This is a genomic window from Pantoea sp. ICBG 828, assembly GCF_002928355.1.
Lineage (GTDB): Bacteria > Pseudomonadota > Gammaproteobacteria > Enterobacterales > Enterobacteriaceae > Pantoea > Pantoea dispersa.
This window is the reverse complement of sequence record NZ_POWN01000002.1, coordinates 12,593-34,770: the sequence shown is the minus strand read 5'-3', so window position 1 is coordinate 34,770 and position 22,178 is coordinate 12,593. Positions and strand designations below refer to the sequence as shown.

General features: G+C 56.2%; 21 protein-coding genes. 16 read left to right on the top strand and 5 right to left on the bottom strand.

Annotated elements, in window-relative coordinates:
* Positions 1-123: 123 nt before the first annotated feature.
* Complete coding sequence (locus C1Y43_RS04680; protein ID WP_104187175.1) at positions 124-1,017, bottom strand: LysR family transcriptional regulator; 894 nt, start codon at positions 1,015-1,017, stop codon at positions 124-126.
* Positions 1,018-1,137: 120 nt separating this feature from the next.
* Between C1Y43_RS04680 and C1Y43_RS04675 the strand changes: the two genes are divergently transcribed.
* The 4 genes from C1Y43_RS04675 to C1Y43_RS04660 all read left to right on the top strand — a co-directional run bounded on the left by C1Y43_RS04675 (position 1,138) and on the right by C1Y43_RS04660 (position 6,107).
* On the top strand, positions 1,138-1,677 hold the full coding sequence (locus C1Y43_RS04675; RefSeq protein WP_104187173.1) for a nuclear transport factor 2 family protein: 540 nt from the start codon (positions 1,138-1,140) through the stop codon (positions 1,675-1,677).
* Between the two features lie 484 nt (positions 1,678-2,161).
* Entirely contained in the window at positions 2,162-3,595 is a 1,434-nt protein-coding gene (gene proP, locus C1Y43_RS04670) for a glycine betaine/L-proline transporter ProP (RefSeq protein WP_031280122.1), read from the top strand.
* A 138-nt stretch (positions 3,596-3,733) separates the two neighbouring features.
* A complete protein-coding gene (locus tag C1Y43_RS04665; RefSeq protein ID WP_369974300.1) occupies positions 3,734-5,014 on the top strand; it encodes an MFS transporter in 1,281 nt (426 codons plus the stop codon).
* Positions 5,015-5,168: 154 nt separating this feature from the next.
* Complete coding sequence (locus C1Y43_RS04660) at positions 5,169-6,107, top strand: bifunctional helix-turn-helix transcriptional regulator/GNAT family N-acetyltransferase (protein WP_104187170.1); 939 nt, start codon at positions 5,169-5,171, stop codon at positions 6,105-6,107.
* A 227-nt stretch (positions 6,108-6,334) separates the two neighbouring features.
* Here C1Y43_RS04660 and C1Y43_RS04655 read toward each other — a convergent pair whose 3' ends face one another.
* Positions 6,335-6,544, bottom strand: coding sequence for a CsbD family protein (locus C1Y43_RS04655; RefSeq protein ID WP_021509571.1), 210 nt, complete (start codon positions 6,542-6,544; stop codon positions 6,335-6,337).
* A gap of 328 nt (positions 6,545-6,872) precedes the next feature.
* On the opposite strand from C1Y43_RS04655, the gene treZ reads away from it, so the two are divergent.
* The 5 genes from treZ (at position 6,873) to C1Y43_RS04630 (ending at position 16,667) form a co-directional block, all read left to right on the top strand.
* Positions 6,873-8,657: a malto-oligosyltrehalose trehalohydrolase gene (treZ, locus tag C1Y43_RS04650; protein WP_104187169.1), complete on the top strand. Its 1,785-nt coding sequence runs from the start codon at positions 6,873-6,875 to the stop codon at positions 8,655-8,657.
* On the top strand, positions 8,654-11,149 hold the full coding sequence (gene treY, locus C1Y43_RS04645) for a malto-oligosyltrehalose synthase (protein ID WP_104187167.1): 2,496 nt from the start codon (positions 8,654-8,656) through the stop codon (positions 11,147-11,149). Before treZ ends, treY begins: the two co-directional genes overlap by 4 nt.
* Positions 11,150-11,208: 59 nt before the next feature.
* Complete coding sequence (glgX, locus tag C1Y43_RS04640) at positions 11,209-13,284, top strand: glycogen debranching protein GlgX (protein WP_058770500.1); 2,076 nt, start codon at positions 11,209-11,211, stop codon at positions 13,282-13,284.
* 354 nt (positions 13,285-13,638) lie between these two features.
* Positions 13,639-15,282 carry a methyl-accepting chemotaxis protein gene (locus C1Y43_RS04635; protein WP_059012786.1) on the top strand — a complete coding sequence of 548 codons (1,644 nt, stop codon included), beginning with the start codon at positions 13,639-13,641 and terminating at the stop codon, positions 15,280-15,282.
* 188 nt (positions 15,283-15,470) lie between these two features.
* Entirely contained in the window at positions 15,471-16,667 is a 1,197-nt protein-coding gene (locus C1Y43_RS04630; RefSeq protein WP_104187165.1) for an MFS transporter, read from the top strand.
* Positions 16,668-16,670: 3 nt separating this feature from the next.
* On the opposite strand, the gene C1Y43_RS04625 is transcribed toward C1Y43_RS04630, so the two are convergent.
* The gene (locus C1Y43_RS04625) at positions 16,671-17,243 is read right to left on the bottom strand and encodes a pyridoxamine 5'-phosphate oxidase family protein (protein WP_104187163.1); all 573 of its coding nucleotides are present in this window, start codon (positions 17,241-17,243) and stop codon (positions 16,671-16,673) included.
* 11 nt (positions 17,244-17,254) lie between these two features.
* Positions 17,255-17,983 carry a YoaK family protein gene (locus C1Y43_RS04620; RefSeq protein WP_104187161.1) on the bottom strand — a complete coding sequence of 243 codons (729 nt, stop codon included), beginning with the start codon at positions 17,981-17,983 and terminating at the stop codon, positions 17,255-17,257.
* 188 nt (positions 17,984-18,171) lie between these two features.
* Between C1Y43_RS04620 and C1Y43_RS04615 the strand changes: the two genes are divergently transcribed.
* The 5 genes from C1Y43_RS04615 to C1Y43_RS04595 all read left to right on the top strand — a co-directional run bounded on the left by C1Y43_RS04615 (position 18,172) and on the right by C1Y43_RS04595 (position 20,074).
* On the top strand, positions 18,172-18,789 hold the full coding sequence (locus C1Y43_RS04615; RefSeq protein ID WP_058758865.1) for a TetR/AcrR family transcriptional regulator: 618 nt from the start codon (positions 18,172-18,174) through the stop codon (positions 18,787-18,789).
* 143 nt (positions 18,790-18,932) lie between these two features.
* Positions 18,933-19,136, top strand: coding sequence for a hypothetical protein (locus C1Y43_RS04610; protein WP_021508701.1), 204 nt, complete (start codon positions 18,933-18,935; stop codon positions 19,134-19,136).
* Positions 19,137-19,154: 18 nt separating this feature from the next.
* Positions 19,155-19,409, top strand: coding sequence for a biofilm development regulator YmgB/AriR family protein (locus C1Y43_RS04605; RefSeq protein WP_132463585.1), 255 nt, complete (start codon positions 19,155-19,157; stop codon positions 19,407-19,409).
* A 187-nt stretch (positions 19,410-19,596) separates the two neighbouring features.
* A complete protein-coding gene (locus C1Y43_RS04600) occupies positions 19,597-19,824 on the top strand; it encodes a YgdI/YgdR family lipoprotein (protein ID WP_021508703.1) in 228 nt (75 codons plus the stop codon).
* Positions 19,825-19,846: 22 nt separating this feature from the next.
* The gene (locus tag C1Y43_RS04595; protein WP_021508704.1) at positions 19,847-20,074 is read left to right on the top strand and encodes a YgdI/YgdR family lipoprotein; all 228 of its coding nucleotides are present in this window, start codon (positions 19,847-19,849) and stop codon (positions 20,072-20,074) included.
* Between the two features lie 111 nt (positions 20,075-20,185).
* Here C1Y43_RS04595 and C1Y43_RS04590 read toward each other — a convergent pair whose 3' ends face one another.
* Positions 20,186-21,265 (bottom strand): zinc-binding dehydrogenase, encoded by a 1,080-nt coding sequence (locus tag C1Y43_RS04590; protein WP_104187755.1) that lies wholly within the window; start codon positions 21,263-21,265, stop codon positions 20,186-20,188.
* A 111-nt stretch (positions 21,266-21,376) separates the two neighbouring features.
* Here C1Y43_RS04590 and C1Y43_RS24050 point away from each other — a divergent pair, with 111 nt between their 5' ends.
* Entirely contained in the window at positions 21,377-21,712 is a 336-nt protein-coding gene (locus C1Y43_RS24050; protein ID WP_233209795.1) for a helix-turn-helix transcriptional regulator, read from the top strand.
* Positions 21,619-22,170: a hypothetical protein gene (locus tag C1Y43_RS24045; RefSeq protein WP_369974299.1), complete on the top strand. Its 552-nt coding sequence runs from the start codon at positions 21,619-21,621 to the stop codon at positions 22,168-22,170. The genes C1Y43_RS24050 and C1Y43_RS24045 overlap by 94 nt, the downstream gene beginning before the upstream one ends.
* Positions 22,171-22,178 lie beyond the last annotated feature (8 nt).

The following is a 22,178-nucleotide window of genomic DNA, read 5'->3' as shown; positions in this document are numbered from 1 at the left end:
TGAAACGTTTCAGCGTGAAGCCGCTGGTAAACGTTTATAAGAGGGGCGAGCCGGGCGAAGATGAGCTAAAAACGTGGTGATTAATCGAAGTGAACAGAGTGCGCTGGCACACTCCGGGCAGGGTTATTTTATGCGAAGCCATTGTATAAACGCGCGCATGGCAGGTGACATGGCTTTACCCGCTATCCAGCAAAGTGAATAACCCGGGAATTCCATCTCCCAGGGTTGCAGAAGGCGACAAAGCTTGCCGGAGGCCAGCAATGCACTGACCCGTTCCGCCGTTAACTGGGCAATACCTGCGCCAGCAATAGCGGCCTGCCGCTGCCTTTCGCGATCGTCTACCACCAGATTTCCGTGCACGGGAATATCAAAAATTTTCCCCTCATTTAAGAACTGCCAGGGCTCTACCCTGCTACTTCCCGGCCAGCGCCAGCCGATGCAATTGTGATTGATCAGATCTTCCGGGACTTCAACCGCACCATGCTTTGCCAGATATGCTGGCGCAGCGACCACAATCTGATGGAGCGGCTTGCCTAATGGAATAGCAACAAATCCCGGTTCCAGCACCTCGCCTAAGCGCAGTGATAAATCATAGCCGCCGCGGCTCAGATCGACCGACGCATCGCTGGTTGTGATATCCAGCTGCACGTTGGGATAATCAGTAAGAAACCCGGCAATATTGTGATCAAGAAACATTTCAGCACCCGATCGAAAAGCATGAACGCGAATCAGCCCCTTAATATCCTGGCTTCTGGCGTGTGCCTGCTGCAGGGTCTCATGCAGATTAGTCATAATGGGTGCAGTCTGAAGAAACAAGGACTTGCCATCATCGGTAAGATATACCGCCCGGGTGGTCCGGTTCAGCAAACGTTGCCCGAGTTGTGCTTCCAGCGCGGTGATTTGCTGACTGACGGCTGACGCAGATACCCCTAATATTTCCGCAGCGGCTCTGAAATTCAGTTGCTGAGCAACCACGACGAAAGCCCGTAAAGCCAGATACTCCGCGCTGTTAATCATTATTGATGTCCTTTATTAATTGCCACTTAACACACCATTAAGATACAGGAACTTCACGCCTGTAAGTATCTCGTTATAATCACTCAAATCATAATTAATAAATAATATCAGGAGCACTTTATGCTGCAGGAAAACCTTGAATTAGCGCAGAGATTACAAATTATCGAAGACAAACTGGCGATTTATGAATTGATTGCGTCACATCCTCCCAGCGCAGATACTGCAATGGCGGAATATACATTATCGGTTTATCTGGAAAAGAGTGAATTCAATCGCGGTCCTCATCTTGATGGCGCGGAGGGTGCAGAGGCGATAGCCGCCTTTATTTTGCGGCCTGAGCATGAGGAAGCACTGGCTAACGGATTAGCGCATTTTACCGGATTACCCTTGATTGATCTGCGCGGAGACAGCGCGGTAGTCACCTCTTATTTACAGTTAATTTATCTGGATGATAAAGGCGAATCACGCATGCTGGCCAATCACGGCAGCTCTCCTGGGTATCGCATACACCGCGTTGTAGTGAATCGCTGGGAGTTAAAACGCATTGCGGGCCAATGGAAAATTCATCGCAGGACGTTGATTCCGGTGGACGGTAGCGGTTTATCACGCGCATTGCTTTCCCAGGGGCTGAAAGATGTATTCAGCCGACAATCACGATAATTAACGCGACAAGACAGTCATTGAGCCAGACCACGATATGCAGCGACGTCATCAATGACAATCCGCTACGAGACTGGCTGCGCAGGTTGGTGTCCAGCATGGCAACAGTCTGGCTATTCCTTTCAGCCAAATCCTTTGGTGATGTACTTGCCAGTAACGTATGAAATTTATCAAAGTCGACATTCTTATCCTGTAGCAATGCAGCATATTTCCCTATAAATCATCGCCTCACCAAAGAATATCATGTGCAGAATGCTATCAGCTTTAAGCATCAGCATAATGGGTTATTTCAGCCGCTGCGCCTTTTGACAGTCTCATACTCTAACGCTACGCTTAATTGCAAGGATATATGTCGCAAACTTGCGTAAAGATAAAATATTTCCTAAGGTGACCGCCTTTCAGCCTCTTATAGCTTTCATTTCCCTTTGTGAAGTGCCGGCTGCGAAAGCTATAAGATCGCTCCAATTTTACTCATGGGGAGTTTATGAGCACCGGAACGATGACCAATAAACCTGATTTGACCGTTGACGATATTACCGTCATTGACAACAAATTATTGAAACGCGCCGTCAGCGCCGCAGCGCTGGGTAATACCATGGAGTGGTTTGATTTCGGCGTTTATAGTTACCTTGCCGTGATTATCGGCCAGGTATTTTTCCCGGACGCCAGTAATACCGCGCAGCTTATTGCGTCGTTTGGTACTTTTGCGGCCGCGTTTTTAGTGCGCCCGATTGGCGGCATGGTATTTGGTCCACTCGGCGATCGCTTTGGCCGGCAGAAAGTGCTGGCCTTTACAATGATTATGATGTCGATTGGTACCTTCTGTATTGGCCTTATTCCCAGCTATGCCAGTATCGGTATTGCCGCGCCGATCCTGCTGTTGCTGGCGCGTCTGGTGCAGGGCTTTTCCACCGGCGGTGAATATGGCGGTGCCGCCACCTTTATTGCGGAATACTCCACCGACAAACGCCGCGGCTTTATGGGCAGCTTCCTGGAGTTTGGTACGCTGGCCGGTTATCTGCTGGGCGCCAGCCTGGTGACCGGTATGATTGCGCTGCTGCCGCATCAGGCGATGATGGACTGGGGCTGGCGCATACCGTTCTTCCTGGCCGCGCCGCTGGGGCTGTTTGGCCTGTATATCCGCCTGAAGCTGGAAGAGACACCCGCGTTTAAAGAGCACATGGATAAGCGTGAAGAGGCCGAACATAACAAGCCGCAGCTCACGCTGTGGCAAATGCTGCGCACGCAGAGTAAGCCGCTATTGAAGTGTATTGGTCTGGTGCTGCTGTTTAACGTGTCTAATTATATGCTGACCGCCTATATGCCGAGTTATTTAACCGGCATTCTGGGGCTGAGCGAAATATCCGGTCTGCTGCTGGTGATGGTGGTGATGTTTATCATGATGCCGCTGACCTTAATGTGGGGCCATTTCACCGACCGCATCGGCCGTAAACCGGTGATTGGTTTCGGCGCGCTGGGATTATTAGTGCTGGCGATCCCGGCGTTTATGCTGATTGGTTCTGGCAACATGCTATGGGTATTTGCCGGTCTGGCCGTGCTGGGCTTACTGCATACCTGCTTTAGCGGCACCATGCCAGCGACATTACCGGCACTGTTTGTCACCGATATTCGTTACAGCGCGCTGGCTATCGGCTTTAATTTGTCAGTCTCGCTGTTCGGTGGCACCACACCGTTAATTACCGCATGGCTGGTCGACACTACGCACAATACCATGATGCCGGCGTATTACATGATGGGTGCCGGCGTGATTGGTTTGTTAACGGTATTGACACTGAGTGAGACAGCACGTAAGCCACTGAAAGGTTCATCCCCTGCGGTGGCGACTAAAGCCGAGGCGCATAAACTGATTGATAAACTGCGTAAACAGCGCAGCCGTAAAAAACAGCAGCCAGCATAATCCCCGCTGATATTCACATCAGGTGCGCTCAATGCGCACCTTTTTTGTGCCCTGCGTCAGACTTATAGCTCAGATAATCGCCCCGGGCTGCGGTAGAATGACATTCTCTGACTGTTTTTTACTCATTAAGGGTTAATGATGTCATCTGCCGTGTCTCCCGCCGTTAATCAAAAGCGCGTACTGATTGCCGGATCCGTCGGCAATTTTATCGAGTGGTATGAATTCGCCGTGTACGGTTTCATGGCCACGCTGATCGCTAAACATTTCTTTCAGCTGGAAGGAGAAAGCGCCCTCACCAGCCTGATCCTCACCTATGCGGCCTTCGCGGTGGCGTTCTTTTTTCGCCCGTTAGGGGCAGTACTGTTTGGCCGCCTGGGCGATCGCTATGGCCGTAAACCGGTGCTGATCGCGGTGCTGGTATTGATGACGCTGGCCACCGTCGCCATCGGTCTGGTCCCGGTTTATGCCAGCATTGGCGTGGCTGCGCCGCTGCTGATTACACTGCTACGCATTTTGCAGGGACTGTTTGCCGGCGGAGAATACGGTGGTGCGGTCTCGCTGATGACCGAATCGGCGCCGCCCGGCAAGCGCGGATTTTATGGCGCGTGGCAGTCGCTGACGGTGGCGCTCGGACTGCTGGCGGGCGCGGGCGTGGTGGCAGTACTGCCGCTGCTGCTGGGAGACGCCGCCATGAACGCCTGGGGCTGGCGTATTCCCTTCCTGCTGGCGCTGCCGCTCGGCGCAGTGGCGCTGTGGCTGCGTAGCGGACTCGACGAATCACCGCAGTTCAGCCAGACACCGGCGGCACCACAACAGCAGGCGTTGCTGGGTGTCACGCTGCGCGCTATCGGGCTGGGCATTGGCCGGTTAATGGTGTGGTCGGCCGCCGGTTATACCTACCTGGTGATCATGCCTACCTATCTGCAGGCCGCGCTGCATACCGGCTTTAACCAGGCGCTGCTGATTGCGGTGATCTCTAACCTCGGCTTTGCCGCCACCATCCTGCCGGCCGGCATACTCAGCGATCGCTATGGCCGCCGCACATTAATGCTGCTGGCGACGTTTTTGCTGCTGGTGCTGGCTTTCCCGCTGCTGAAAGTGTTGCAGCATCCGGAGAGCGGTATGGCGATCAAAGCGCTGGTGGTGTTTATCGCCGGTGCGCTGGTGGGCATGCTGGCCGGACCGGGACCGGCGATGCTGGCCGAGATGTTCCCGACCCGCGTGCGTTACACCGGGCTGGGGCTGGCCTATTCGCTCTCCAACGCGCTGTTTTCCGGCTGCGCAGGTCTGATCATTACCGGCCTGATGAAGCAAACCGGCAACGCCGACATTCCCGCCTGGTATGTGATGGCCACCGCTGTAGTGAGTTTTGTCGCGCTGCTTTCGCTCAATAAGGACGATCACCGCAGGCCCCTTTAACATCATGCTGCTTCATTCCTGCCCCTCATGCGATGCAGCCTTGCCAGGGTGAGCGCTCGCCCTCACCCGTATTGGCGCCGCCGGTTAGTCTGTTGACAATCAGCCCGATTAATAGTTGTATTATACAACCTTATAACCACTGGGCGTTTGTACCATGACCACTGAATCGTTAGTTAATCAGATACGTTCCGCCTCCCGACTGATGGTACGTGAACTCGGGTTTATGCGCCCGACGCTGGCGGCAACGGACTATTCGCCTTCTGCTGTCCACACGCTGCTGGAGATGGAAACCCAGGGCACAGTGACGGCTGCACAGTTAGTGGACTTGCTCGGTCTGGAAAAATCGAGCGTCAGCCGCATGCTGGCCAGACTGGTGGCGGCTGGTGAAGTGCAGGAAATCGCTGACGGCAGTGATGCCAGGATTAAAAGGCTGAAACTGACTGCGCAGGGGATGGCTACCGTTGCCAGAGTCAATCAGTACGCGGCACAACGGGTGCTGGCCGCGCTGGCCGGGCTTGAACCGGCACAGCAGCGCACGGTAGCGCAGGGACTGAGCGCTTATGCTGACTCCCTGCGCCGCTGTCGGACCGGCACGCAGCCCCTTCCCTCAGGTGCCATCGACATCGTCAGCGGTTACCGGCCCGGGATGATCGGCCGCATCGCCGAAATGCACGGCCGTTACTATGCCCGGCATCATCAGTTTGGTCACTATTTTGAAGGCAAAGTCGCCAGCGGGCTGGCAGAGTTTGCCGGACGGCTGGGAAGTGAGCGCAATCAAATCTGGCTGGCAGTGCATAACGATAATATTGTCGGTTCAGTGGCGATTGACGGAGAGGATCTTGGCAATAATCAGGCCCATCTGCGCTGGTTTATTCTTGACGAGACGTGTCGCGGTAGCGGCATCGGGCGACGCTTGCTTCATGAGGCTGTGGCGTTCTGCGATCGTCAGCGCTTTAGCGCAACGCAACTGTGGACCTTCAGTGGGCTGGATGCGGCCAGACGACTCTACGAGCAGGCAGGCTTCACCCTGACGCGCGAGTGGCAGGGCGATCAGTGGGGCAAAATCATGACTGAACAGCACTTCACGCGATGATGGCCGGGAAAGATTATCAACGGCTGATGCACTGCCGTTTCACCACCGCGTCAGGCCAGAGAAATAGCCGGATTAATGCGGAAAAACAGGTTTGAATATGAATTTCGGGTTAAGTAATAAATGGCATTAAATAAACGCAAGCTGGATTTTAAAATTATCCGGCAAAAAACCTCAGCAGTCTGCAATAACAAAACCCCGGCACATCAGTGTACCGGGGATAACCAACACTACCAGTTAAATTTATTACTATCTTCCCACTCTTTGACTTCTTTCTCTGCTTGATCTTTACCGTAGCCGTAGCGCTCCTGAATGCGGCCGACTAATTGATCGCGTTTCCCTTCGGCTACGTCTAAATCGTCATCTGTAAGCTGGCCCCATTTCTCTTTCACTTTTCCTTTGAACTGCTTCCAGTTTCCGCTGATACGATCTTCGTTCATCAGTGTTCTCCTCATTTAGGTGACAGTGCCGCCTGGCATTATTTCGCGCATCGGTTAACTGCGCAGAGATAAGCGTAGCCTATGACTGAGATTAAAAGGTGCTTAAGCGAACAAAACGGAAAATTTACGTAACGGTACTGTTTAAAGCGCAGCGGGAATTAAATCTGAAAATATAGGCTATGATTTTTCAGGGTACTCAGTGATTTATCTGCGTACCCGTTTGCTACCAGGGCATTTAGTCTTTTGTATTCAGAGAGTAAATGGTTTTAAGGAACGCGAATCGCTTGATGTCGTCCATTCCCCGTGCGGGGCTTAACGAGGCAATAGAATGGAATCCACAACGTTGGAAAAATCCTGGGGTGCTGAAATCCTTGCTGACGGCAGCGTGCGGTTTCGCCTTTGGGCACCCGGTCAGCAGCAAATTACCCTTCACGCCGATGGTCAGCAGCATGCCATGCAGCCGCAGCAGGATGGCTGGTTCAGCCTGACGCTGCGCGGACCTGGTCACGGCAGCGCATATCACTACGAGCTGGCCGATGGCAGCACGGTACCCGATCCGGCCGCGCGGGCACAACGCGCCGATGTCAACGGCCCTTCTCTGGTTATCGACCCACAGCATTACGCCTGGCAGCAGCGTGACTGGCAGGGACGGCCCTGGCACGAAACGGTGGTCTACGAGCTGCACATCGGCACCTTTACCGCCGAAGGCACCTTCCGCGCGGCTATCGCAAAACTCCCCGCGCTGGCCGACCTCGGTATCACCATGATCGAAGTGCTGCCGGTATCGCAGTTTGGCGGCACGCGCGGCTGGGGCTATGACGGCGTTCTGCTGTATGCGCCGCACTCGGCGTATGGCTCACCGGATGATTTCAAAGCCTTTGTCGATGCCGCGCACGCATTGGGACTGTCGGTGGTGCTGGATATTGTGCTCAACCACTTTGGTCCGGAAGGCAATTACCTGCCGCTACTGGCACCGGCCTTTTTCCACGAAGAGCGCATGACGCCGTGGGGCGCCGGGATTGCGTACGATGTCGACGCCGCGCGGCGTTATATCGTCGAAGCGCCGCTCTACTGGCTGAAGGAGTTTAACCTCGACGGCCTGCGCTTCGATGCCATCGACCAGATTGAGGATACGTCCAGCAAGCATGTGCTGATTGAGATTGCCGAACGCATTCGCAGCGAAATCCACTCCCGCCCGATCCATCTCACCACTGAAGACAGCCGCAACGTGATCTTCCTGCATCCGCGCGATGCGGACGGTAACGCGCCACTGTTCAGCGGTGAATGGAACGACGATTTTCATAATGCCATTCATGTCTTTGCCACCGGCGAGACGCATGCGTATTACCAGGATTTCGCCGACGTACCGGAGAAATTAATCGCGCGCATTCTCACGGAGGGCTTTGCTTATCAGGGCGAGCTGTCGCCACAGAGTGGCCAGCGGCGCGGCGTACCCAGCGCAGGCCAGCCGCCGGTCGCGTTTGTCGATTTCATCCAGAACCACGATCAGGTGGGCAATCGCGCCCAGGGCGAACGCCTGATTAGCCTGGCCGGTGTCGATCGCACCAAAGTGCTGCTCGCCACCCTGCTACTGTCACCGCATATTCCGCTGCTGTTTATGGGCGAAGAGTACGGTGAAACCAACCCGTTCCTGTTCTTTACCGATTTCCACGGCGATCTGGCGAAAGCGGTGCGTGAAGGACGGGCGCGCGAATTTACCGGTCACGCCGGTCATGACGATACGGTACCGGATCCCAATGCTGAAGAGACCTTCACGCGTTCGAAACTGGACTGGAGCAAAGTGGAAAATCCCGCAGGCCAGGCGTGGCTGACGCTCACGCGCCAGCTACTGGCGTTGCGCCAGCAGCACATCGTGCCGCTGCTGCCGGATGCACGCCAGCACAACGGCCAGATGCTGCGCACCGCACCGGGCTTTGTCGCCGTTAGCTGGCAGTTCCCGCAGGGACAGCTGTCACTGGCGCTGAATATTGGACAGCAGAGCCAGCCGCTGCCCGCTATGCCCGGCGAGACGCTCTTTGCGTGGCCACAGGAAAGCGGCGAACTGCCGCAGCACTCTCTCATCGTGCGTCTGGCAAAAGGAGCAGCGCAATGAGCATTCCAACCGCGACTTACCGCATCCAGTTCCGTAACGGCATGACCTTTGACCGCGCAGCGCAGCTGGTGCCCTATCTGCAGCAGCTGGGCATCAGCCATCTCTATGCCTCGCCGATCTTTACCGCCACGCGAGACTCGACGCACGGCTATGACGTCACCGATGCCAATGAGATTGACCCGGCGATTGGCGGACGCGCCGGTTTTGACCGCCTCAGCGCGGCGCTGCAGCAGGCCGGGATTGGCCTGATCCTCGATATTGTGCCTAACCACATGGCAGCGTCGCTGGAAAATGCCTGGTGGCGCGATGTGATTGAACACGGGGAAGCCAGCCGCTACGCGCGCTACTTTGATATCGACTGGTCGCGCAGGCTGACGCTGCCGTTCCTTGGCGATGATTTTGACCGCGTGCTGGCCAATGATGAACTCAGCATCAAGGCCGATCCGCACAGCGGCAATCCGGCGCTGGTCTATTACGACAGTTACTACCCGCTGACGCCCGCCAGCTGGCAGCAGCGTAAAGACGAGGTGCTGGCGTTGCGCGATCGCGCGGCCATCGCGGAACTGCATGCGCAACAGCCGTGGCAGCTAATGAACTGGCGTGAGGCGCGCAGCGCGCTCTCCTACCGCCGCTTCTTTGAAATTACCGGGCTGGTCGGCATGCGCGTCGAAGATGAAGAGGTGTTCGCGGCTTCGCATCGCCTGATTCTTGAACTGGTACACAGCGGTGTGGTGAGCGGGCTGCGCGTCGATCACGTTGACGGGCTGGCTGATCCGCTCGGCTATCTGCAACAGCTGCGTCAGGCCGCGGGCGACGCGTGCTATATCACGGTGGAGAAGATTCTCGCAGACGGTGAGCAACTGCCCGCCGACTGGCCAGTGTCCGGCACCACCGGTTACGAGTTTATCGCCGCGCTATCGCATGCGCTGATTGATGATAATCAGATCGATATGCTGCATCTGGCCTATGAAGCGGTATCCGCCGAACGTAACGACGTGGCGGCTGGCCTGCGTGCGGCACGTGAACTTATGGTTGATCGCAACTTTGCCGGGGAATTCAGCCGCCTGCTGGCGCTGGCTACCGAGGCAGCCGATCTGGTGCATCGCAATTTCAGCGAGGCTGAGCTGCACGTGGCGCTGCGCGAACTGCTGATCGCCTTCCCGGTGTATCGCACCTACGGCCGCAAAGCCGGTATGCCGCTGGAAGGCGAAGCGTTGCTATTACAGGTGCTGGAGCAGGTTAAACACAGCGCCTCGCCTGCGGCGCTGAGCTTTTTGCAGGCATTACTGCTGGGGGCGATCACTGAACAGGGCGAGCAGGATGCGGCAGAGTTCCGCGCCCGCTTCCAGCAGCTGACCGGCCCGCTGATGGCGAAATCGGTCGAAGACACGCTGTTTTTCCGCAATCACGTAGCGCTGGCGATCAACGAAGTGGGTGCCGAACCACTGCCACACGCGTTTTCGCTCGAACGCTTCCACAGCGAAATGCAAACCCGACTGCAGCATCAGCCGGATGGGCTGTCCGGCACCTCCACGCACGACACCAAGCGCGGCGAAGATGCGCGCGCGCGGCTGTATACCCTGAGCGAAGCGCCGGCGCTGTGGGCGGAGAACGTGACGCGCTGGCGCCAGATGAATCAGCCGCACGTGGTTGCGCTGGCGGACGGCCCGGCGCCCGAACCGCCGGTCGAGTGGATGCTGTATCAGGCGCTGGCCGGCGTCTGGCCCACCACGCTGCAGCCGGAGGACACGGCGGCACTGGACGCGCTGCGCGAGCGCTTTTTGCCGTTTGTGGAAAAAGCCCTGCGCGAAGCGAAGTTACGCACCGACTGGGCGGACAGCAACGAAGCTTATGAAAATGCCGTGCTGGAGTACGCCCGCCAGCTGCTGTCACCCACCAATCCGGCGTTTCTGCAGGACTTCAGCCACGCACTGCAGCCGTTCATCCGGGCCGGACTGGTTAACAGCCTGAGCCAGACGGTGATCAAACTGACCGCGCCGGGCGTGCCAGATATCTATCAGGGCTGCGAAGCGCTGGATTTCAGCCTGGTCGATCCGGATAACCGACGCGAGCCGGATTTCGCTCAGCTGACGGCGCAGCTGGATGTCCACGCCGCGCCGGACTTCGCCAGCCAGCAGGACTGGCTGAGCGGCCGCCTGAAGCAGCAGATGATAGCGCGCCTGCTGCATCTGCGCCGCGACCATGCGCAGTTGTTCCGCTTTGGTGATTATCAACCGCTCAGTGCATCGGGCGAACATGCGGAAAAAGTGATCGCCTTTGCCCGTCAGGACAGCGACTACGCGCTGCTGGTGATTACGCCACGGCTGATTTTCAATGGTGCACAGTGGAGTCATACCCGACTGGCACTGCCGGAATCGCTGGCGCATCGCCACTATCGCAATGTGCTGACCGGCGAGACCGTAGTGATTAATGACGATGTTACGCTGGACAATGTGAGCTATAGCGCGCCGCTGGTGCTGATTAGCCAGTAGTGTCCCCGATAAACCTGTTGTTTTATATGACTATCTATTCACTGGATGGAGAGGATTGAATGTCTAACGGTAAACCTTTAGAAATCACCGCTGGATCGGGGCACCAGCTCGGCGCCAACTTTGATGGGGACGGCGTAAATTTTGCGCTGTTTTCAGCACACGCGGAACGGGTCGAACTCTGTCTGTACGATGAGAGCGGTCAGCATGAAATTGCCCGCTTCGATCTGCCGGAATATACCCACGAAATCTGGCACGGCTACGTGCCCGGGCTGAAACCCGGCGCGCTGTATGGTTATCGCGTTCACGGACCGTTCGATCCGGAAAACGGTCACCGTTTTAACCCGAGCAAATTACTGATTGATCCCTACGCCCGCGAGTTGCAGGGCAACATCGACTGGAATGAAGCGCACTTCGCTTACGATTTACTGCACGAAGATAAAGATCTGACGCTGGATACCCGTGACAGCGCGCCGTTTACCCCCAAGTGTCGGGTAATTGATACCAATGAGTTTGACTGGCAGGACCATAACCGCCCCAGCATTCCGTGGTCCAACACGGTGATTTATGAAACCCACGTCAAAGGTTTCACCCAGCTTAATCCGGCCATTCCGGCAGAGATGCGCGGCACCTATGACGGCATGAGCCACAAATCTACCGTCGATTACATCAAAAGCCTTGGCGTGACCTCAGTGGAATTGCTGCCGGTGCACTGGTTCCCGGACGATCAGCATCTGCTGGATCGCGGACTGAAAAACTTCTGGGGCTATAACTCGCTGGCCTTTTTCGCGCCTGCCAGCCGCTATTTTGGCCCGCGCGGTATTCAGGGCTTTCGCGATATGGTGCGTGCTTTCCACGATGCCGGCATCGAAGTGATTCTCGACGTGGTGTATAACCACACCGCAGAAGGCAACGAACTGGGGCCGACGCTGTCGTTTAAAGGGATTGATAACTTCTCTTATTACCGCACGCTGCCAGATCAGCACCGTTATTACATCAACGATACCGGCACTGGCAACACGGTGAATACCTCCCATCCGCGCGTGCTGCAGCTGGTGACGGATTCGCTGCGCTACTGGGCAGAATCGATGCATATCGACGGTTTTCGCTTCGACCTCGGCACTATTCTCGGCCGCGAGCCGGAAGGGTTCGATCAGCGCGGCGGCTTCTTTGATGCCATGACGCAGGATCCGGTGTTGTCAAAGCTGAAGCTGATCGGCGAACCCTGGGACATCGGCCCTGGTGGCTATCAGGTGGGTGGTTTCCCGCCCGGCTGGGCTGAGTGGAACGACAAATATCGCGACACGGTGCGTGAGTACTGGAAAGGCGACAACGTCTCAACCGACTTTGCCGCGCGCCTGCTTGGTTCCGGCGATCTGTACGATCAACGCGGCCGCCGCCCGTGGGCCAGCGTCAATTTTATCACCGCGCACGATGGCTTTACGCTGAACGATCTGGTCTCGTACAACGACAAGCACAACGATGCCAACGGGGAAGATAACAACGACGGCCATAACGATAACCGTTCATACAACTACGGTGCCGAAGGCCCCACCGACGACGAAGGCATCAACGCGGTGCGCGAGCGGCAGAAGCGTAACTTCCTCGCCACGCTGTTTTTCTCTCACGGCACACCGATGCTGCTGGCGGGCGATGAGTTTGGCCGCAGCCAGATGGGCAACAACAACGGCTATTGTCAGGACAGCGAGATTTCCTGGCTGCACTGGGAAGATCTGCCGGCTTCCGCTGATGCGTTACGCGATTTCACCCGTCAAATCATCGCACTGCGCGCGCAGCAGCCGCTGCTGCGACGTGAAAGCTGGCGCGACGGCATGGAGATCAAATGGTTTAACGCCGGCGGCGGTTTTCAGCAGGCGGAACAGTGGGACGAGGGCTCGACGCTCGGCGTGTACATTGGGCGTCCGGATCTGCAAACCGAAGAGGGTATCTGGCACGATGTGCTGATGCTGTTCAATCCGTTTGAAGGCAATGTGCCGTTCCGCATCCCGCAGTTTGGTGAAGGCGGCTGGGTGCTGGAGCTGACCACCTCCGACAGCGCCAGTAAGGGATTGGTGATTACCAAAGAGAAGGATTTTGAGCTGGAGGGCCGCAGCCTGGCGCTGTTCCGCCGGCCGTGAATTAAGCGCGGGGTGCCGGTTTCCAGGTGCGCATGAATGCGCACCCTGCGGAAACAACGGGACATGCACTCCCGGTTTCCAGGTGCGCATGAATGCGCACCCTACTACGGAAACAACGGGACATGCGCTCCCCGTTTCCAGGTGTGCATGAATGCGCACCCTACGGAAATAACGGGACATGCACTGTAGGGTCGCCGTTCACGGCGACCGGCTCCACTGTTAACCCGCCAGCCTCTGCCGCTACCCGCCGCTAAAATTTCATTAACTAAAAACCACAATCTGCCGATGTTCTTTAATCTGCCCTTGTACCCGCCGCGTCATGCGCCGGGACGCGTTTAGATTAAGGATAATAAGATGAACATCTCCCAACGATTGCTACTGACCTTTTCCATGCTGTTTGGCGCCATTATCCTGCAGGCGGTGCTCGCCATCTCACTGCTGTCCGGCTTTCAGGAGCGCTTTGAGTACGTGCAGACCAACGCCATTCCGTCGATTAAAGACCTCAATACGCTGATTGATCGCAGCAATCAGCTGGCGCTGACGCTCTACAAACATCAGACTCAGCTGCAGGACAGCAACATGCCTGCGGTTGAAGCGGACATTGATAAACAGATCGGCGGCCTGAAATCGCTCACCGATTACTACCTGACTCACAACATTTCCAGCGAGGAAGATAAACGCCTGACCGAGCTGGCTTTTGCCAATATACAGCGCGTTAGCGAGCGGCTGCCGGCGTTTCTCACTGCGTCGCGCGCGCATCAGAACGCCATCAGCCTTGATCTGATCGAGGGGCAGAACGGCATTGGTGCCGCCATTCGCCAGCTGGTCACCAATTACCAGCAGCAGCTGATGCTAAATATTTCTATCGGCGATGAGTTACGCGCCACCAACCTCAGCACCTTCCATGAAGTGCTGTGGACCACCATTACCGGCGTGATAGCCACAGTGATTATTTTTGGCCTGTTCGCCCTGTTCACCGTGCTGCGCATTCGTCGCAGTCTGTCCGATGTCGGCAAAGTGATGATGCGCGCCAGTGAAAATCTCGACCTGACGCTCAGCGCAGACGAAAGCCGTCGCGATGAGGTGGGCAATATGGCGCGCTCCTTTAATCAGCTGATGCGCAGCGTGGCCGGTTCGCTTAGTGCCGTGCGCAGCGCGTCGCATTCGGTGAGCAGCGCATCGGTGCAAATCGCCGCCGGCAATGAAGATCTTTCTGCGCGTACCGAACAGCAGGCCGCCTCGCTGGAGCAGACCGCGGCCAGCATGACTGAACTGAGTGAAACCGTACGTCAGACCGCCGATAACACGCGTCAGGCCAGCCAGCTGGCGGCTAACGCCAGTGCGCTGTCGGAAAAAAGTGGTACCTCGCTCAGCACCATGCTTTCGACCATGGATGACATTCGTGGCAGCTCGCGCAAGGTCACGGACATTGTTTCGATGATCGAAGGCATCGCTTTCCAGACCAATATCCTGGCGCTCAACGCGGCAGTCGAAGCGGCACGCGCCGGTGAGCACGGCAAGGGCTTTGCGGTGGTGGCGGGTGAAGTACGCAGCCTGTCGCAGCGCTCAACCTCGGCCGCACGCGAAATTAAAGGACTGATTGAAGAGTCGCATCGACTGACCGAAGCCGGGGCCGCCCAGGCCAGCGACGTCAGCAGCAACATGCAGGTGATGAATGACGCTATCCATCAGGTCAGCGAACTGATGAGCGAAATCGCCGCGGCCGCGGTTGAGCAGAGTCAGGGCATCAGCCAGGTGCAGCAGGCGGTGAATCAGATGGATGATGTGACGCAGCAGAACGCCGCGCTGGTAGAGCAGGCCTCAGCCGCGTCGCAATCGCTGCAGGAGCAGGCCCAAACGCTCAACCAGCTGGTGACCCGCTTCGTGCTGACGGAATCTGGCGCAACGCCGGTCATCAAGCCTGCGCCGGCGAGCCATAACGCGCCACAGCCGGGACGCCTGGCACTGGCCAGCGATGCCGACTGGCAGAGTTTCTAATCCCGTTGCCCTCCGCGTCGTCGCGCGGAGGGGCTTTCTCCCACTGACGAATTCTTCCCGGCGCGCTGGCGCGAGCGACATTGCCTCAACGAGCGCCAGCAAAACTGCTATTCTGTGAACCATGCTAACGGTCATCAGCAACGAAAGTGTTTCACCTCCGCATGCCCGCCGCTCCCTAAAGGAACCTTATGCACCCTCAGCAACAGACACGCGGTAAATGGGCCATCTTTGGCCTGATGTTTATTCCAGGCTTTACCTGGGCTTCCTGGGTTAGCCGCACCCCCTTTATGCGCGATGTGCTGCACGCCTCGACGGAAATGATGGGCCTGATTCTGTTTGGCTTCTCCTGTGGCTCCATGCTGGGCGTGCTGCTGGCCGGTAAGCTGGTCGCGCACTTTGGCACCAGCCGGGTGATGCGCACGGGTTACCTGATCCTGCTCGGTGGCCTGGTGCTGATGACCGTTGCGTTAACGCTCGCCAGTAGCGGGCTGGTGTTTACCAGTCTGGTGTTGCTGGGCGGCGGAACCGCGCTGATGGATGTGGTGGTTAATGTCGAAGGGGCGGCGTTTGAGCGGCGCATCGGCAAGTCAATCATGACGATCATTCACGGCTTCTTCAGTTTCGGCACGCTGATCGGCGCACTGGCGGGGCTGGCCATGACCGCAGCCGATATCAGCACCTACTGGCACTTAAGCGTGGTGCTGCTGGTTAACCTGCTGATTGCCGCCCTGGCGCTGCGCCATCTGCCCGCCACCAGCGACAGCGAACGCAGCGAACAGCCGCATCACGGCGGCTTTCTGGCCCAGGTCGGACGTGAACTGCGTGACCGCCAGCTGCTGGTGCTCGGCGTGGTGATTCTGGCGATGGCACTGGCGGAAGGCTCGGCTAACGACTGGCTGCCGTTACTAATGATCGACGGCCATAATCTCAATCATACCCAAAGCACGCTGGTCTACGCGGGCTTCACCGCCGGCATGACGCTGGGCCGCTTTCTCGGTGGGCTGGTGGTTGATCGTCTGGGCCGTGTCTGGGTACTGCGCGCCAGCGCTTTCTCCGCCGCGCTGGGGCTGACGCTGGTGATTTTCTCCGATAACCCATGGCTGGCGGCGGCGGCCGTACTGTTCTGGGGCGTCGGCGCGTCGCTCGGCTTCCCGCTAACGGTCTCGGCTGCGGGCGATGGCCATAACAGCGCGGTGCGCGTCACGATTGCCGCCACGCTGGGTTATCTGGCGTTTCTGGTCGGCCCGCCCGGACTGGGCTTTATCGGCGAACATGCCGGATTGCGCATGGCGATGCTGCCGGTACTGATCATGGTACTGCTGGCGCTGGTGTGCGCCGGTGCGGCTGGCCGCCCGCGTCAGGCAAAAACACCGGCGAAACAATAAATCTCAGGGCACGCGCCAGCTGCCCTGCCAGCCATCCGCAGTGGCCTCAAATCGCGCGCGCTGATGGGGCTCGCAGCTGACATCCAGCCACTCCACGCTGCGCAAGGTGATCTGCACCAGCGCGAAGTGCTCGTCGGGTCCGGTGCCCGCTTTTTGCGCGCTGGCAGGCAGTGCGTCATCAGGATGAGCAATCACGCTGCCCGGCCTGACCGGTGACTGAAACAACGCGTGTGAGTGCGGGCGCAATGCATGCCAGGCTGCGGCACGCTGTTGTGCATCGTCAACGCGCTGAGCCGTGCCCGCCAGCCTGAGCTGAACGCGCCTGGCGGCATCATAAGCCAGTAACGCCACCTGCGGCTGGGCTGCAATATCCTGCATTTTGGCGCTGCGCCTATCGGCGGTAAAACGCAGGGCCGGCAGCGTGGGCAAAAACTGTCGTATCACCACGGTGCGCAGGCTGGGCTGGCCGTCGGCACTCACCGTTGCCAGCTGCATCAGGGTGAAAGCTGAACGTGATGTGGTGGCAGTGCTAAGTAGCTGCCAGATAGCTTGCAGGCGGTCGTCAAGCGAGATCATGATTCCCTTCCTTAGCGGGCGTGAAGCGGGTTGCTGCCCGCACGTTTCAGCGCCGACAGCGCCAGCGCGCTGAGCAGTAACCCAATGACGATCAGCAGCGCGTAGCTTAGCCACTGCAGCAGCAGAATGCCCAGCACCCCGCCAGCGAGAAATGCCAGCACGGTGTAGCAATGCAGTTTTAGCCGCTCAATGTACAGCGGCGCGTCTTTCGGTGACTCTTTGCGACGCAGCACGTCGAACAGCATCGCCAGCTCAATGCCGATATCGGTTGACGTGCCGGAAACGTGCGTCGTGCGCACGCGGGCATTGGAGATGCGCGTTACCACCGCATTTTGCAGGCCCATCAGAAAGCTCAGGCTGAGAATCAGTAATACGCCGCCCTCGCTGAAATGAAAGCCGCTTTCGACAATCCCCAGCACCAGCAACGCAATGCCCTCGAGCAGAATATTGATGGCGTAGATGCCGCGTATCTGCCGCCTGCGGCCGGAATTGATGATCAGCGTGGAAACCGACGAACCGGCGATGAATAACAGCACAATCAGCAGGAAGAACTGCCCGATATGCAGATTGGCTTTCGCCAGATGATCGGACAGGGATGAGACGTTACCGGTCATGTTGGCGGAGAAGAAACCAACCGTTTCGAACGCCGCAGTGTTCAGTGCGCCCGCCACGGCGGCCAGCGTCGCCGCCAGGCGGATGTCGGTGTTGAAAGTGCGCGTATCCTCAGTGGAGATCAGCATGAAAAGGTCCCGGCCCGGCAAAAGGTTTATCATCCTCCGGCAGTCAAAAATTCTCAACTGGCAGGGCTGAACATTAACGCGGTTCGCTGTCGATCAGCGCACGCCGGGCCAGGCGTTTGGGCAGGATTTGACCCTGTTACCGATAAGCCGGATAATTTGGAAACGATTCATTCTAAATAGCCCGCATTATGACCAGTAAACCCAATCCGGCGCCGGCTGCCAGAGAGCGCGGCAGACCGCGCAATTTTGATATCGACGAAGCGCTCGACAGCGCCATGATCGTGTTCCGCCAGAAGGGTTTTCATGCGGCCTCGATTGCCGATTTAGGTGAAGCGATGAACCTGACGGCGGGCAGTATTTATAAAGCGTTTCAGGATAAACGTTCCCTGTTTCTGCGGGTGTTTGAGCGCTACATCCTGCTGCGCAATGGGGACCTGCGCGCCCGTTTGCAACAGTACCCGACCGGTCGGGCGCGCATTGCTGAGCTGCTGCAGTTTTATCTCGACTCAGCCAGCGAGATCGAGGGCAGACGCGGCTGCCTGGTGGTTGGCAGTACCGTGGAACTGCAAACGCTGGATGAAGAGTTATCCCAGCTGGTGCGTGAAGCGGTATTACGCAACCGCAACTTCCTGACTTCGCTGGTTGAACAGGGACAAGAGGACGGATCGATTTCGCCACGACTGGATGCCGACACCGCTGCCGGATTACTGCTTTGCGTGGCATTTGGTATGCGCGTGGTAGGCAAAATTCAGGATGTGACTAATGGCAAAGAAACCATTAATATGGTGCTCAGCATTCTGGACTGATTCGTCTGGCCTATTAGGAAATAGGCGTTTCCTAATTAATATTCGCCGCGATAACGTTTTAAACCCTGGAATCGCGCGCTTAATAATATTTATCAGTCAGTAACATATTACTTAGATTTATGTTTATTTGTTCCGGGGGTTGAGTGAAGCACGATGAATTAGAAGATGCCGATGAGATCTATCTTTTATTGGGCAAAGTCGTCACACAGATTGTACAACCGGGTGAAACCTTATCTGTTCAGCAAATAATTGGCGCGCTGTATCGCACGGGCTTGCGCTCGGAGAATCCGGCCATCCAGCAGGCCTGCGATAATGCGATCAGGCTGCTGGCCAAAAAGCTGAATTAACGCACTGCTATCAGGGTAATGATGATGCGATACGATCCTTTTCATAATAATTCTGAAGATGCATTACCATGGACTGGTGGATCGCTGCAGGCAAAGCAGCATGAGTTACTTGGCACGCTGGTGCAGGAAATTTTGTGTAGCGGCAAGTTGCTGAACCGAAAAACCCTGTTTGTCGCGCTAATAGCACGTCTCGACCAGTGCGACGATGTGATATTGAAAACGCATTACGAGGCTATTTTTTCTCTGCTGCTTGGTCGCGTGGCCGCTGAGTAATATCGCAACGCTATCCTGTCTTCCCAATATACGCGGCGAAACACATTAGCCGCGCCTGGTAATTTCCTCCTCATCAATTGCCCGCTAAACCGCATTAATTGTGCAAAGAAAGCGAGTCAGGTCAGACCAGAATCCGGATTTTGTTCTACGCTTATAGCTGGACTTCAGACCAATCAGGGAAATTACTATGAAGAAACTGACTGTAGCGGCTGTGTTATTGACATCGATTTTTGCCATCGCCGGCTGTTCATCGAATCAGGCGATTAAAACCACCGACGGACGCACTATCGTCACCGATGGTAAGCCACAGGTGGATAGTGATACTGGCCTGGTCTCTTATAAAGATGCGCAAACCGGTAAAACAGAACAGATTAACCGTGACCAGATCACCAATATGAGTGAACTGAACAACTGATCTACTCGATAGGGAGAGCGACATGAAAAAAGTGATTTTGTTACCACTGGCAGCCATTGTGGCACTGAGCGCCCTGACCGGCTGTACCCGTACCAGCTACGCCATTCATACCAATGATGGCCGTACCATTGTCAGCGATGGTAAACCGCAGGAAGCGGAAAGCGGACTGCTCGGCTACGTTGATGCCAATGGTGTCAAACAGCAGATCAACAAAGCGGATGTCAAAGAGGTTTCTGAGATTCCGCATTAATCGGTTCTTATCAAGCCCGCGCAGCGGGCTTTTTTGTGCCAGAACGTTGTGATTGAACCCATACGCAGGGCCGTCGCAAGAGAGCCATCCGGTCCATCGCGGCGCCTTTGGTCAGGGACGCACGACGGTGAGTTTAAACGGCCCGCTGTTTTTCGCAGCATGCGCGACTGAATCATTCACTCTCTCAAGCGGAAACTCGGTTACGTCATAGTGGCTCAGATCAAGCAATCCCGCGCGTATAAGGCCGCAGAGCGTAGGGACTGCCGAAGGTTCATACATCCACTGCCCTTTTACGGTAATGAGGTTACGCATTATCCAGGGATAAGGTAGCGAAAGATCGTCCCCTCCCAGCATGCCAACACCGCCCATAAGGACTGCACGACCATAAGGTCTGACTGACATAATCGCATTCCGGGCGACAGTGGTCTGCGCAGACGGCGGAAGGAAATCAAGGACCGCATCAATAGGTCCCCCGGCCATGTGTTTCATGGCAGAAATATCGATCTCTGCTGTACCTGTGAGCTTTACTGTTTCCACACGCGATCCAAAACGTTTTTTCAAATCGTTCAGTACCCGTTCACTACGGCCCGGTGCGATGACTTTATGGGCTCCCATGGCCAGGGCAGCAAGCACAGCGGAGCTGCCGAAATTACCGGTTGCACCACTGACCAGCAGGCGCTCTCCCGCTTTCAAATCCATAGATAACAATCCGCCATAGGCTATAAGCAGCGTATTGATGGCACACCACCGCCCCGCTTCTGCAGGCGATATGTCGCCAATGGGCACTGCGTTTTCAGTCGGAATGCGTATTTGTTCAGCAAGACTGCCATTCAGGTGATATTGCTGGATTTTTTGTCCTCCTTCACCACGGGCACTCCATCCCTGAAGGACAATTTCTGGCGACAGCGCGTTGTCACGGGAACGCACCGTCGGATCGCAGAATACCCAGTCTCCTGGTTTCAGCCAGGCTGAGTCAGGGCCGGTCTGGCGAACCTTTCCGATGGCACCACAGCCCGGGATGACCGGCACAGGTAAAAGATATTTTCTTTCCCCACTCAGTACTTCATTCGTGTAGGAGAGAACGGGCGCCGCAACCACATCGACAATGACTTCCCCGGTTCCCATCACCGGTGCAGGCACATTCTTAACGTCTAGCGGACGGCCAAAGGCAGTAAGCACAGCAGCTTTCATGGTCATATTCTCCTGAGGGCATAGAACAATATGAAACCATCATAGAGCGACCCAAAACGGCGTAAAATACACTAGTTTTATACAGGTATAATTTACTACCAGGTTCAAAAAATGGTTAAGAATACTGAGCTCAGTCAGTTTTTACGTTCACGACGTGCCAGGGTGAAGCCTGAGCGTCCCCCCTCTGCCGGGCCAGAAAGACGGCGAACGCCCGGACTAAGGCGTGAGGAAGTTGCAGCGATGCTGGGAATAAGTACGGAATGGTATACCAAAATCGAGCAGGGACGGGTCAGCACGCTTTCCATACGGATAGTTAACGCCCTGGGTAAAGCTCTGCAGCTGAACAAGGCAGAATTTTTGCACCTGAAAACACTGAGGGCCGGAAAAAAAGTGCAGATATCGAACATGAAGTCCCGGCTAGCTTATCGCATCTGGTCAGGGCGCTGAGTGAGCCTGCCTACATCACCAATGACAGATGGGATGTATTAGTGTGGAATTTTGCAGCAGAACAGGTCATCACGGACTTCAGCCTGTTAGCTGCGAATGAGCGAAATATCATGGTTTTCATGTTCACTACAGAGGAGGCCAGATACCTTTTTGGCGACACCTGGCCTGCAGAGGCACAGAGAATGCTCGGCCTGTTTCATTCCAGTTATTCACGAAATGCAGACGATGAGACCTTCACTGCGCTGGTAGAACGCTTAAGCCGTGAATGCCCGGAGTTTGATACATGGTGGAGCGAGCATGTGATAACGGCGCCGGTGTCCGGAGAGAAAAAACTCACTGGGAAAGACGGGATAACGCGGACATACTGCTATTCAACGTTTACGTCAAATGACTCCCCTGCACTCAAACTGGCAATTTATGTCCCGTTGTTATCTGCATCGGGCAGCAAGGTTATATGACATCATGA